General features: G+C 74.4%; 10 protein-coding genes. 3 read left to right on the forward strand and 7 right to left on the reverse strand.

Annotated features, from left to right (window positions below):
- Positions 1 to 114 precede the first annotated feature (114 nt).
- The 3 genes from phoH2 (at position 115) to RVR_RS23385 (ending at position 4,269) form a co-directional block, all read left to right on the forward strand.
- Complete coding sequence (phoH2, locus tag RVR_RS23375; protein ID WP_202235775.1) at positions 115 to 1,434, forward strand: RNA 5'-3' helicase PhoH2; 1,320 nt, start codon at positions 115 to 117, stop codon at positions 1,432 to 1,434.
- A gap of 420 nt (positions 1,435 to 1,854) precedes the next feature.
- Positions 1,855 to 2,541, forward strand: coding sequence for an aggregation-promoting factor C-terminal-like domain-containing protein (locus tag RVR_RS23380; RefSeq protein WP_237404917.1), 687 nt, complete (start codon positions 1,855 to 1,857; stop codon positions 2,539 to 2,541).
- A gap of 135 nt (positions 2,542 to 2,676) precedes the next feature.
- A complete protein-coding gene (locus RVR_RS23385; protein ID WP_202235777.1) occupies positions 2,677 to 4,269 on the forward strand; it encodes an AI-2E family transporter in 1,593 nt (530 codons plus the stop codon).
- Positions 4,270 to 4,366: 97 nt separating this feature from the next.
- Here the strand turns inward: RVR_RS23385 and RVR_RS23390 are convergent, their stop codons facing one another.
- From RVR_RS23390 to RVR_RS23420, 7 genes are all read right to left on the reverse strand, one after another.
- The gene (locus RVR_RS23390) at positions 4,367 to 6,832 is read right to left on the reverse strand and encodes an ABC transporter permease (protein ID WP_237404918.1); all 2,466 of its coding nucleotides are present in this window, start codon (positions 6,830 to 6,832) and stop codon (positions 4,367 to 4,369) included.
- A complete protein-coding gene (locus RVR_RS23395; RefSeq protein ID WP_202239005.1) occupies positions 6,829 to 7,497 on the reverse strand; it encodes an ABC transporter ATP-binding protein in 669 nt (222 codons plus the stop codon). Before RVR_RS23395 ends, RVR_RS23390 begins: the two co-directional genes overlap by 4 nt.
- Before the next feature lie 92 nt (positions 7,498 to 7,589).
- Entirely contained in the window at positions 7,590 to 8,114 is a 525-nt protein-coding gene (locus RVR_RS23400) for a PadR family transcriptional regulator (protein ID WP_202235778.1), read from the reverse strand.
- Positions 8,115 to 8,212: 98 nt separating this feature from the next.
- Positions 8,213 to 8,440 (reverse strand): type II toxin-antitoxin system antitoxin, encoded by a 228-nt coding sequence (locus tag RVR_RS23405; RefSeq protein ID WP_202235779.1) that lies wholly within the window; start codon positions 8,438 to 8,440, stop codon positions 8,213 to 8,215.
- 15 nt (positions 8,441 to 8,455) lie between these two features.
- Entirely contained in the window at positions 8,456 to 9,400 is a 945-nt protein-coding gene (locus RVR_RS23410) for an SPFH domain-containing protein (RefSeq protein WP_202235780.1), read from the reverse strand.
- A gap of 537 nt (positions 9,401 to 9,937) precedes the next feature.
- Positions 9,938 to 10,381, reverse strand: a complete 444-nt coding sequence (locus tag RVR_RS23415) for a catalase-related domain-containing protein (RefSeq protein WP_202235781.1) — start codon at positions 10,379 to 10,381, stop codon at positions 9,938 to 9,940.
- Between the two features lie 233 nt (positions 10,382 to 10,614).
- Positions 10,615 to 12,810: an ATP-binding SpoIIE family protein phosphatase gene (locus tag RVR_RS23420; protein ID WP_202235783.1), complete on the reverse strand. Its 2,196-nt coding sequence runs from the start codon at positions 12,808 to 12,810 to the stop codon at positions 10,615 to 10,617.
- Between the last annotated feature and the right edge of the window lie 14 nt (positions 12,811 to 12,824).

Raw genomic sequence — 12,824 nt, forward strand, 5'->3', positions numbered from 1 at the left:
TCGTATGCGTCCGCATGCGCGCGGCCGTTCCAGGGCATATCACTGGCAGACCGGCATCCGGACCTTGGGTGCCGGACCGCAAGACTCACCTCTCCCGAGGGGGTTCGTCCACACGTGGTGACCAGCAAGAACCGCCGTGATCACGACCGGCGCACATATGTACTCGACACCAGCGTGCTGCTCGCCGACCCAGGCGCCTTCACCCGTTTCGACGAGCACGAGGTCGTGCTCCCGGTCGTGGTGGTGACGGAGCTGGAGGCCAAGCGCCACCACCCGGAACTCGGCTACTTCGCCCGCCAGGCGTTGCGGACGCTCGACGAGTTCCGGATCAGGTACGGCAGGCTCGACGCGCCGATCCCGATCGGCGACATCGGCGGCACGCTGCGGGTCGAGCTCAACCACTCGGACCCCGGGGTGCTGCCCGCGGGCTTCCGGCTCGGTGACAACGACTCGCGCATCCTCGCCGTCGCCCGCAACCTCCAGGCCGAGGGGTACGACGTCACCGTCGTCTCCAAGGACCTGCCGCTGCGGGTCAAGGCGTCCTCGGTCGGGCTGCTCGCCGAGGAGTACCGCGCGGAGCTCGCCATCACCTCCGGCTGGACCGGGATGGAGGAGCTGCAGGTCGGCGCCGAGGCCGTGGACGCCCTCTTCGCACAGGAGGTCGTCGACCTGCCCGAGGTGGCGGACCTGCCGGTGCACACCGGCCTGGTGCTGCAGTCCGAGCGCGGCAAGGCGCTGGGACGGGTCACCGAGGACGGCCGGGTGCGCCTGGTGCGCGGCGACCGCGAGGCGTTCGGCATCCACGGCCGCAGCGCCGAGCAGCGGATCGCGCTGGACCTGCTGCTCGACCCGGAGGTCGGCATCGTGTCGATGGGCGGGCGGGCCGGTACCGGCAAGTCCGCGCTGGCGCTGTGCGCGGGCCTGGAGGCGGTCCTGGAGCGCCGCCAGCACCGCAAGGTGATGGTCTTCCGCCCGCTGTACGCGGTCGGCGGGCAGGAACTGGGCTATCTGCCGGGCAGCGAGGCGGAGAAGATGAGCCCGTGGGCCCAGGCGGTCTTCGACACCCTCGCGGCGGTGACGTCGAAGGAGGTCATCGAGGAGGTGGTCGCGCGCGGCATGCTGGAGGTGCTGCCGCTGACCCACATCCGGGGCCGCTCCCTGCACGACGCGTTCGTGATCGTGGACGAGGCCCAGTCCCTGGAGCGGAACGTCCTGCTGACCGTGCTGTCCCGGATCGGGTCCGGCTCGCGGGTGGTGCTCACCCATGACGTGGCCCAGCGCGACAACCTCAGGGTCGGCCGGTACGACGGCGTGGTCGCGGTGGTGGAGAAGCTGAAGGGCCATCCGCTCTTCGCGCACGTGACGCTCAGCCGGTCCGAGCGGTCGCCGATCGCCGCGCTCGTCACCGAGATGCTGGAGGACGCCGGAAGCTGAGCAATGGCCGTATCTGTCCGATAATAAGGTGAGTTGAGGCTGCTGCGTCCGGGAGAACCGGGCGCAGCAGCTTAGCGTTCGGGGGGTGCGGACGCAGGGAATTACCTCCTTCCGCAGCATGTGAAGTTTGCCACTCAACCGGAAATTGCCGCACGGCGTCGGAGTACGGCAGGGTGTGAGGCTGTCAGGCCCCGCTCATGGCACTCCCGTACTCCTCGGGGCACGGGAACGCGTCACCCACAAGTCCACATCGACGCCATGAGCCGCCCGAGCACCACGCGGACCCCGCAAGGGACTTCGCACCGGGCCAGTACCCCCGTGACCGCCCGGCCCGTACGGCGGACCGGCCCAGGGAGACCGCGCCAGGGGCACGATTCCGTCCGTGCGGTCACCAAGCGGGCGATTCCGGAAGGAAACCGTGTGAGCCGGATCTCGGTCCGGGGACTCGCGGTGGCGTCAGCCACTGCGGTCACCACTGTGGGCGCCGTGGTCGGCGTCGCGTCGGGCGCAGACCAGGGCAGCGGCACCGCCGAGCAGCCCGTCGAAGCCGCGGGCACGACCACCCTCCTCGCGGACATCCCCGCCGGCCAGCAGGTGCAGCAGGCGTCGTTGACGGAGCAGGTACAGGCTCAGTCCGACGCCGCGGACGCCTCGGCCCGGCAGTCCGCGGAGCAGGCAGCCCGTGTCCAGGCCGCGAAGGACGCCGCCAAGAAGAAGAAGGCGGACGACGCCGCGGCCGCGGCCAAAGCGGCCCAGATCAAGGCGGACGCCGCCAAGGGCGACGCGAACGCGACCTTCTCGGTCCAGTCCTCGTACACCGCCGCACAGGTGCAGGCCATGGCCCAGCAGATCGTCGGCAGCGGTCAGTACATGTGCTTCTCCAACATCGTGACGCGCGAGAGCGGTTGGGACTACACCGCGACCAACGCGTCCAGCGGCGCCTACGGCCTCGTCCAGGCGCTGCCCGGCTCCAAGATGGCCTCGGTGGGCGCCGACTGGCGGACCAACCCGGCCACGCAGATCAAGTGGGGCCTGAACTACATGAACAGCCGGTACGGCAGTCCGTGTGACGCCTGGCAGTTCTGGCAGGTCAACCACTACTACTAGGATCCGGCGCCGGACCGGCGTCCGGCACGTGCCGTTGGCCCGGCCGCCCGCGCGGCCGGATCAACCCTGGTCCCGGGTAACGTCGTCTCCCACAGCAGTGCCACAGACGGCCGAGGGGTCAGGGGGAGAGCAGCGATGCCGGACAAACGCCACTGGAGCGCGACGCTCGCGTCCGGTCTGGCGAATCTCGCCGGGCGACTGGACGAGAGACACAACACCGTTTCCGCGCGCGACGCGGAGCACCGGGGGGCCGTGACCACCACGGCCCCCTCCGGTGTGCCCGCCCAGCCGGAGTCCGCCGGGCAGCCGCCGGAGGGCGGGCCGGCGGGCACCGACGCGGCGTCACCTGCGGTACCGGCCGAGGCCCCCGCGGCCGCCGTGCCCCCGCAGGCCGTCGCGCCGCAGCCGGCCGCGCCGGCGCCGAACCCCGTCGTGGTCGTGCCCTGGAGCATGCGGGTGGCCGCCGAGATCGGCTGGCGGCTGCTGGTCCTGGCCGGCACCGTGTGGGTGATGATGCGCGTGATCGGCGCGGTCCGGCTGGTGGTGCTGGCGTTCGTGGCCGCGCTGCTGATCACCGCGCTGCTCCAGCCGTTCGTGGCCCGCCTCAAGCGCAGGGGGGTGCCGCGGGGGCTCGCCACCGCGATGGTCTTCATCGGCGGCTTCGTGGTGATGGGCCTGGTCGGCTGGTTCGTGGTGTGGCAGGTGATGGACAACGTCGACAACCTGACCTCCAGCCTCCAGGACGGTATCGACCAGGGGAAGAAGTGGCTGCTCAACAGCCCCTTCCACGTCACCGACGACCAGATCAACCAGGTCGCCAACAACCTCAGCAACGCCATCGGGCACAACAGCAAGCAGCTCACGGACGCGGGCCTGCAGGGCGTCACCGTCATCGTGGAGTTCCTGACCGGGGTGCTGCTGGCGATGTTCAGCACCCTGTTCCTGCTCTACGACGGGCCGAACATCTGGAACTGGGTGCTGCGGCTGTTCCCGCTGGACGCCCGCGCCGGGCTGGCCGAGGCCGGCCCGCGCGCCTGGCGGACCCTGACGCTGTACGTGCGCGGGACCGTGATCGTGGCGATGATCGACGCGATCTGCATCGGCGTCGGGATCTTCTTCCTCGGCGTGCCGATGGCGGTGCCGCTGGCGGTGGTCATCTTCCTGTCGTCGTTCGTCCCGCTGGTCGGCGCGGTCGCCTCAGGCGCGGTGGCGGTCGTCGTCGCGCTGGTCACCCAGGGGCCGTTCACCGCGCTGATGGTGCTGCTGGTGGTCCTCGCGGTGCAGCAGATCGAGGGCCACGTGCTCCAGCCGTTCATCCTCGGCCGCGCGGTGCGGGTCCACCCGCTCGCGGTGGTGCTGTCGGTGGCGGCCGGGTCGATGATCGCCGGGATCGGCGGCGCGGTCAGCGCGGTGCCGCTGGTCGCGGTGAGCAACACGGTGGTCGGTGTGCTCCGGGCCCGCGCCAAGTCCGGCGCCGCGGCGAGCGGGGCGCTGGCGGCGCCGCCGACCGGGCCCGCCGGACCGGTGTCCGCGCCCCCCGTGGCGGACGCCGCCCCGCAGCCCGGCCCCGCCGCGGCGGACGAGGACGCGGCGGCGGCCGACAGCGGACAGGGCGCCGGCAAGGACACGGACCAGGACGCGGGCACGGCTACGGGCACGGGTGCGGCGGAGCCGGCAGGCGGCGGCGACGCCGTGTCACGCGAACTGGCCGACGACAAGGCCAAGTGACCGCGCGCCGGACCACGCGCCGCACCGCGCTCCGCCCGGGGGAAGTCCCCGGGCGGAGCGCGGTGCCGTGTCCGGCGGTCGCCGGCCGTGGGCGCGGCTACTCGGTGCGGAGCCCGTCCGCCCGCATCAGCCGCCACAGCGGCGGCAGGCTCAGCAGCGTGACCGCGAGGACGACACCCGCCCCGACACCGGCCATCGTGCCGACCCCGGCCCAGTCGGTGTGGAAGGGCCGCCGCACCATGGCGAGCAGCGCGGCGCCGAGCCCGATGCCGCCTGCGACGGCCAGCAGCAGCCCGAGCACCACCGGGACCGCGGTCTGCCACAGCACCGACCAGCCCAGCACCGAGCGCCGGGTGCCGAAGGCGACCAGCACCGCCAGCAGCTTCCTGCGCTCCCGCAACTGCTCCAGCATCGTGACCAGCAGCCCGGCGCCGATGAGCGCCATGGTGAAGGCCGCCCCGGCGAACAGCCCGCGGCGGATCTGCACGAAGCCGGCCTTCGTCCTGGTGTCGTAGAGCGTGAAGACGTCCAGGTCGGGGCCGAGCGCGGCCACGGCGTTGCGGGCGTGCTCGATCGCGTCGGTCCGGTCCGGGTCGAGCACCACCGACAGCCATCCGTCCAGCTCGCCGAGCGACGCGCCCGCGACCGCCTGCGGAGTGGCGAGCACCCCCCAGGCGTGCGACCCGGTCGCGTCCGCCCGGCTGCGGACACCGACCGCCGCCGCCGGTATCCGCCACAGCCGGGGGCTGCCGGTGTAGGTGTCGCCGTCCGGCCCGTTGAGGTCGATCCGCGCACCGGGCCTGAGGTACTTCCGGTAGTCGGCGGCCCCGTACGCGTCGTCGGTCGGGGGCACCAGGAACACGCTGCCGGGCCGGCAGGAGGTGATCCGGGCCATCTGCCGCAGCGCGGTGCAGTCGCCGACGTCCAGCGGCAGGTCGGGGTACTGCGTGTCCGCGCGCCGGGGCAGCGAGCCGGCGTCCGGGCGGGTGGCCTCCACCCGTCCGTAGCCGTAGACCTGCCGGACACCGGGCGCCGCGGCGATCGCCCGCGCGTCGGCGGCCAGGCGGGCGGTGTCCGCCATCGTGCCGTCCACGACCGCCTGGGCGCGCCGGGTGTCGGCGCCGGTGGAGTGGACGTAGTCGCCGCTGACGCCGTTGAAGAGCATCTGGAGGGCGATCGCGCCGGCCACCGCGACGGTCACCCCGCTCACCATCCGGGCGGACGCGCTGCTGCTCAGCTGGAGCCTACGGGTGGCCAGTTGCCAGGCCACCGGTCCGCCGCGCAACCGTCCCACCGCGGCCTCCACCGCCCACGGCAGCACCGCGGTCACGCCGATGAGCAGCAGGACGGCGCCGGCCGCGACCTGGTACTCGTTGATCCCCGAGCCGTTGTGGACCTTGCCGAACAGCGGCGCCAGCAGGGCCAGTCCGGCCGCGGGCGGCAGCAGCCGCCACCACAGCCGGCGCCGCCTGCCGAGGGCCTGCCGGACGACGCCCAGCGGTTCGATCGCGGTGCCGCGCAGGCCGGCCAGCGTCACCGCGATCGACGCCAGGGGCACGGCCAGCACGATCAGCACGGTCAGCGCCGGGTTCGGCGCCAGGTCCGAGGGGAAGGCGGACATCGACATCACGCTCACCTCCGCGGCGAGCTGCCGGCCGGCCAGGAACAGCACCGTGCCGAGGGCCAGCCCGAACAGCGCGCCGAGCAGGGCCTCGCCGGCCGCGATGCGGCGGGCCATCCGGATGTCCGCGCCGACCAGCCGCAGCGCGGCCAGCCGCCGGTCCCGGCGCTCGCCCCCGAGGCGCACCGCGGTGCCGATGAACACCGCGACCGGCAGCAGCAGCACCACCAGGACGACGATCAGCAGCATTTCCAGCGGCGCGCCGAGTGCGTCGGACCGGTCGGGGGAGCCGAACCCGCTGATCCGGTCGGCGTTGCCGTGCCGGTACTGGGCGTCGCGGGCGACCAGGTGGTCGCTGCCGGCGTAGAAGTACAGGTCCGCCGGGCCCACCAGGCCGGCCTTCCCGATGGTGCCCGTCACCTTGTGGTCCAGCCGCTGGCGCAGCAGCGGCGCGGAGGCCAGCAGCTCGCGCAGGGCGGGGGAGACCACCATGGTGCCGTCGGCCGGCCAGCTCTCCAGGCCCGGCGGCAGTTGGGCCTGCTTCCCCTCGGGGTGCAGCAGGTACCCGGTGATGTCGTGGTCGTGGTAGGTCGTCCCGGCGTCCGCCCACAGCAGGGTGCGGTCGCCGGGGTGGGCGATGTAGCCCTCGCTCGCGCTCTCGCGGGCGTGCTCCTTGCCGCTGTGGGTGTGCACCATCGCCGGCACCGAAGCGGTCAGCAGCAGCAGGGTGACGCCGAGCCCCACACCGACCGCGGTGAGCAGGGTGCGGGTCCAGCCCTCCCGGCCGCCGCCGACCGCGAAGCGCGCGCCGAGGGCGAGGTCGCGCAGCCAGGTGCGCAGGTCGGCGGAGCGCTCGCCGGGCCCCGGCCGGGGCGGCCCGCCGCCGGCCGCGTCGAAGCCGGCGAACGGCTCGGACCGCGGAGGTGCCTGTCCGGAGCTCATGACACCCGTTCCATGTCGCGCGACTTCCCGTCCCGCACGACGATCTCCCGGTCGGAGTAGGCGGCCACCCGCGGTTCGTGGGTGACCAGGACGACGGCGGCGCCGGTGTCGTGGGCGGCGTCGGTCAGCAGCCGCATCACGCGCTCGCCGTTGAGCGAGTCCAGCGCGCCGGTCGGCTCGTCGGCGAAGACCACCCGGGGGTCGTCGACCAGCGCGCGGGCCACCGCGACCCGCTGGCCCTGACCACCGGAGACCTCGCCGGGCCGCTTGCCGGAGACGTCGGCCACCTCCAGCCGCTCCAGCCACTCGGCCGCCTTCCGCTCGGCGGTCCGGCGCCGGACGCCCCCCAGCCGCATCGGCATCGCCACGTTCTCCAGGCAGGTCAGCTCGGGGACGAGCTGGCCGAACTGGAAGACGAAGCCGAAGTCGGTACGGCGCAGGGCGCTGCGCTCGCCGTCGGACATCGCCGACAGCTCCTGCCCGCGGTAGCGGACCTCGCCGGAGTCGGGCGTCACGATGCCGGCCAGGCAGTGCAGCAGGGTGGACTTGCCGGACCCGGACGGGCCCATCACGGCCACCACCTCGCCGGCGCGGATGGTCAGGTCCGCCCCGTCGAGCGCCGCGGTCGGCCCGTACGCCTTGCGCACCGCGTGTGCCCGCAGCAGCGGCTCGGGGCGCGGCGCCCCGCCGTCCGGGTGCGCGCCGGCCGCGGCGGCCCCCCGCCCACCGGCCCCGCGCCGGTCGGCCGTGCCCGCGCTCACGCCGACACCTCCGCGGCGAGCTGGTCGAGGCGGGCCGCGGTCAGCTCCAGCCAGCGCAGGTCCGCCTCCAGGTGGAACAGGGCGTGGTCGCAGATGAGCTGGTCGGCGAGGTCGCCGTCCCGCTTGCGCCGGGTCAGCTCGCGCATCAGCCGCAGGTGTTCGGCCCGCTGGGTGTCCAGCAGGTCCACCGCGGACCTGCCGGTCAGCAGGGCCAGCACGACCTTGGTGTAGAGGGTGGTCTGCAGGTAGGGCTCGGGCTTCTCCGGCTGCGCGAGCCAGCCCGCCACGTCGGTGACGCCGGCGTCGGTGATCGCGTACCGCTTGCGCTCCGGGCCGCCCCCGGGCTCTATGCCGTCCACCTCGACCAGGCCGTTCCTCAGCAGCCGGGCCATGGTCGAGTAGACCTGGCCGTACGCGAGGGGCCGGTCGTGTCCGAAGCGTTCGTCGAAGGCGCGCTTGAGGTCGTAACCGTGGCGCGGGCCGGACTCCAGGAGTCCGAGCAGGGTCTGGCCGATTGACATGCCGAGCACACTACACCATGGGTATACATCGCGTGTATACCCATGGTGCATAACCTGTCAGGGCCTGCGTTCTCCCACGTCGAGCCGGTGGGGCCGGGTCACTCGGCCTCCGGTGGCGGCTCCTTCGCCGGGCGGCCCCGGCGCGGGATCGGCCGGACCGCCGAGGGCATCCGGCCCGCCTCGGCGAGCGCCCGCCGGAGCAGGTACTCGATCTGCGCGTTCGTGCTGCGCAGCTCGCCCGCCGCCCACGTGGCGAGGGCGTCGTGGACGGCCGGGTCGAGCCTGAGCAGCACCTGCTTGCGGGCCGGGCGGCTGGATTCGGTCACGGGCTGCGCGCCGCCTCACTGGTAGAGCGTGCCGGTGTTCAGCACCGGCTGCGCCGCCCGTTCGCCGCAGAGCACGACCAGCAGGTTGCTCACCATCGACGCCTTCCGTTCCTCGTCCAGGACGACGATGTCCTGCTCGGCGATCCGCGACAGCGCCGACTCCACCATCCCGACCGCGCCGTCCACGATGGTCTGGCGCGCCGCCACGATCGCGCCCGCCTGCTGGCGTTGGAGCATCGCCGAGGCGATCTCGGCGGCGTACGCGAGGTGCGTGAACCGCGACTCGATGATCCGCACCCCCGCCGACTCCACCCGGGCGGCGATCTCCGCGGAGAGCCGCTCGGTGATCTCCTCGCTGTTCTCGCGCAGCGACAGCCCGGCGGTGTCGTGGCTGTCGTACGGGTAGCGGGTGGCGATGTGCCGTACCGCGGTGTCGGTCTGGATCGACACGAAGCGGACGAAGTCGTCGACCTCGAAGACCGCCTGGGCGGTGTCCTCGACCTGCCACACCACGACCGCGGCCAGTTCGATCGGGTTGCCGTAGGCGTCGTTGACCTTCAGGACCGCCGTCTCCTGGTTGCGCAGCCGGGTGGAGACCCGGCGCCGGCTGGTGAACGGGTTCACCCAGCGCAGGCCGTCCTGCCGGATCGTCCCCTGGTACCGCCCGAAGAGCTGGCAGACCCGGGCCTGCCCCGGCGCGACCTGCGTCAGCCCGAAGAGCATCACGAAGGCCACCACCGCCACCACGACGCCGACCGTCACCAGTACGGCCGCGGTGCCCCCGCCCGCCCCGGCGCCCGCGATCACCAGCGCCACCCCGCCCGCGATCACCAGCAGGGCGAGCAGCAGGAACGGCAGCCCGGGCATGCCGGCCGCCCGCCGCTCGGAGACCCGCGGCGCGGGCATCTCGGGGATGTCGCTGCGCTCGGCCTCGGCCGTCCCCTGTGGTTGCTCGGTCATGACGCCACCCCGTTCTCGTGATTCCGTGTGTCTAGCTAAGTGATAGCACAAAAAGGGAAGAGGGTCACGGGTGGGGACGGAGGGAAGAGCCGGCGAGGGCGGTCACGCGGGTGGAGGGGAAGGCGGTGCAGCGGGCGGGCGGGGGAGGGGAAGAGGTGCGGGCGTGTGTGGGGGTCGACGGCGGTCGCACGGGTGGGGCGGGGGAGAAGAGCTGGCGAGGGCAGTTACGAGGATGGTGGGGAAGGCGGGCAGCGGGCGGGTGGGGCGGGGGAGAAGCGGCGTGGGGGCGTTACGCGGGTGGAGGGGGAGGCGGGGCAGTGGGCGGGCGGGGGAAGGGGGGAAGAGTGCGGGTGTGCGTGGGGTCGACGGGGGCACGGGTGGGGCCGGGCGTCGGCGTTGGGTGCGGGTGCGGGTGCGGGTGCGGGCGGGGCGGAGGCGGGGTGGCGGCGGTGGGCGGCGGTGGACGCGGGGCAGCCCCGGGACACGGGAGGGGGCACGTGTTCCGGGGCTGCGTCCTACGGGGCGGGCGCGACCGGGTCAGGGCCGCGCGACCGCCTGGGCGATGCGGTCACCCGCCGTCCGGTCGATGCTGCGCCAGTACGCGAAGGCCCGCTCCAGCACCGGCGCGCTGACACCGTCGGACAGGTGCCCGACCACGTTGCCGACCAGCCGGTCGCGCGCCGCGTCGTCCAGCACCTCGCGCACCAGGGTCCCCGGCTGCCCGAAGTCGTCGTAGCGGTACGGCGAGTACGGCGAGTACGCCTCCCGTACCATCTCGCCGGCCGCCTGCCATCCGGCGATGTCCCCGTACGCCTGAGGTGACGCGGCGGGCCCGCCGCAGGAGTTCGGCGTGTACGGCGCGCCGGTGTGGGCCGGCCCGCACCGCACCGGGCCGTCGGGGACGAGGGCCGGCGAGTGCTCGTCGCTCTCCACCGGGACCCCGGCGTCGTCAGTGGTGGGCGGCAGGTTGGACGTACCCATGGAGCGTCCCTCCGGGATCCGCCGTCCGGCATGGCGGCGGCGGTTCCACCGTCGCACCCGCCCCGCCACTCGGCACCTGGAAGGGGCCGGCCGTGCGGGGCGGCCGCACCGTGCCCGGGCACTGAGCCGCAGGGGGCGCCGGTCTCCAACCCCCCGGAGGCGGACGGCCGGAGGAGAAAGGCCCCGAGCGGGTGCCCTCGCGGAAGAGCGGCACCCCTCGGAGCGGCACCGCCTCAGAGCGGCAGTTCGAACCAGACGACCTTGCCGGCACCCAGGCGGGTGGCGCCCCAGCGCTGCGCCATCCGGTTGACGAGGTACAGCCCCCGGCCGCCCTCCTCCTCCGGAGCGGCGTGGCGCATCCGGGGCAGCAGCGGGGCGTCGTCGCCCACCTCGCAGCGCAGCACGTCGGTGCGCAGCAGCCGCAGGGTCACCGGGCGTTCGGCGTACCGCACCGCGTTGGTGACGATCTCGCTGACCAGCAGCTCGGCGGCGTCGACCTGGTCGTCCAGCCCCCAGCGGGTCAGCGCCTGGCGGACCAGCCGCCGGGCCCGCCCGGCGGTCTGCGCCTGCGGCTCCAGGAACCAGTACGCCACGTCGCTCGGCGCGATCCCGGCGAAACGCGCCGCGAGCAGCGCGATGTCGTCGTCGCGGTCGCCGGGCCCGAGGATCTCCAGCACCTCGTCGCACAGCGGCTCCAGCGGCGGCGGCGAGACCACCGTGGCGGCGTCGTGCAGCCGCTCGCGCAGCAGCTCGATGCCGCCCCAGACGTCACGGCTGCGGGACTCCACCAGCCCGTCGGTGTAGAGCAGCAGCGTCGCGCCGGCCGGCGCGGGCAGCTCGACGGCCTCGAACGGCACCCCGCCGACGCCGATCGGCGCACCCGGGGGCACCCGCAGAACCTCCGCCAGGCCGTCGGCGTGCAGCAGCACCGGCGGCGGGTGGCCGGCGTTCGCCACCACCAGGCGGTGCGCGATCGGGTCGTACACCGCGTTGACGCAGGTGGCCATCCGGTCCTGGCCGAGCCGCTGGGCCTGCTCGTCGAGGTGGTAGAGCACCTCCTGCGGGGCGAGGTCCAGCCCGGCGAGGGTCTGCACCGTGGTGCGCAACTGGCCCATGATCGCCGCCGACGTCATGGAGTGGCCCATCACGTCGCCGACCACCAGGGCCACCCGGCTGCCGGGCAGCGGGATCGCGTCGTACCAGTCGCCGCCGACCCGGGCGGACTCCGCGGCGGGCAGGTAGCGGCTGGCGAGCTGCACCCCGGTCGGCTGCGGCAGCGAGTCCGGCAGCATCTCGCGCTGCAGCGCGTCGGCGATGTACGCCTCGCGGCCGTAGAGCACCGCCTTGTCGACGCCGAGCGCGGTGTGCGTGGCGAGTTGGGCGGCGACCAGCAGGTCGTCGGCCTCGAACGGGGGCCGGTCGGCGCGCCGCAGCAGCACCGCGGCGCCGATCACCCGGCGCCGGCCGCGCAGCGGGGCCAGCAGGGCGCGCCGTCCGGTCGGGAGCAGGCCGGGCGGGTTGCCGAGCAGCTCGGCCATCGCGTCGGCGGCCCGCTGCGACTCCGCGAAGACCGGGCGCACCCCGCGCAGCACCTCCGCCAGCGGCCCGTCCAGCAGCACCCCGATGGTCTCGGCGGCGGCGCCGTACGGCGTCTCCAGCGAGGGGAGGTGGCCCACCGGCAGGTCCGGCGTGTCGCCCGGGCCCTCCAGCCCGCCGTCGGCCCGGCGCAGCCGCAACCGCAGCGGGCCCGACGGGCGTTCGTCACCGACCGGCAGCGGCTCGCGCAGGTAGACCAGGATCGCGTCGGCGAAGGCGGGCACCGCCGAGCGGCACAGTCCGAGCAGGATCTCGTCCAGGTCGAGCCCGCGGGCGATCCGCCGGGTGGCCGCGCCGACGTACCGCAGCCGGTCCGCCTCGGGGCCGGTCTGCACCGGCATCGGGATGCGCATGCCCACCGAGTCCTCTTCCGCGGTGTGTCCGGCCGCCTCCAGCGCCGTGCCCCGCGGCGGTGTGCTCACAAACGAGCTCAACGCCTCGCTCCCCTCCGTCACTGCCGGCACCCATCCCGTGTCGTGCGCCGCGGCGGGAGGCCGGGCGGGTCCCTCGGGACGGGCCCCGCCGCGCGCCTCGCCGGGCGCCGTTTCCGCGCGGTGCTGCCCGGCAGCCGGGGCACCATCGCTCCGCGGTGCACTGTACGCCCCGGACCGGGCCGGTGCGGCGGGCTCGGCGGCCGGCTCGTCGTGCGCGCGGGCGGCGGGTGCCGTCCCGTCGTGGTCGTGGTCGTGTGCCTCGGACCCGGGGGTGTCCGGTGCCGCGGCGGTGTCGTCCTCGGCCGGCGGCACCGGGGCGCGCAGCCCGAACCCGCCGCGCGGGTCCTGCGGGGACGGCGCGGCGTGCGGCCGGGGCGGGTGTGGCGGGTCCGTGGTCACGCGAGTAGGTCCAT

Source organism: Streptomyces sp. SN-593 (genome assembly GCF_016756395.1).
GTDB classification, from domain to species: Bacteria; Actinomycetota; Actinomycetes; order Streptomycetales; family Streptomycetaceae; genus Actinacidiphila; species Actinacidiphila reveromycinica.

What these genes read in the sequence shown, in the direction of transcription:
- RVR_RS23385 (WP_202235777.1), top strand. Translation starts at nt 2,677, where the DNA reads ATGCCGGACAAACGCCACTGGAGCGCGACGCTCGCGTCCGGTCTGGCG.
- RVR_RS23390 (WP_237404918.1), bottom strand. Translation starts at nt 6,832, where the DNA reads ATGAGCTCCGGACAGGCACCTCCGCGGTCCGAGCCGTTCGCCGGCTTC.
- RVR_RS23400 (WP_202235778.1), bottom strand. Translation starts at nt 8,114, where the DNA reads ATGTCAATCGGCCAGACCCTGCTCGGACTCCTGGAGTCCGGCCCGCGC.
- RVR_RS23410 (WP_202235780.1), bottom strand. Translation starts at nt 9,400, where the DNA reads ATGACCGAGCAACCACAGGGGACGGCCGAGGCCGAGCGCAGCGACATC.
- RVR_RS23415 (WP_202235781.1), bottom strand. Translation starts at nt 10,381, where the DNA reads ATGGGTACGTCCAACCTGCCGCCCACCACTGACGACGCCGGGGTCCCG.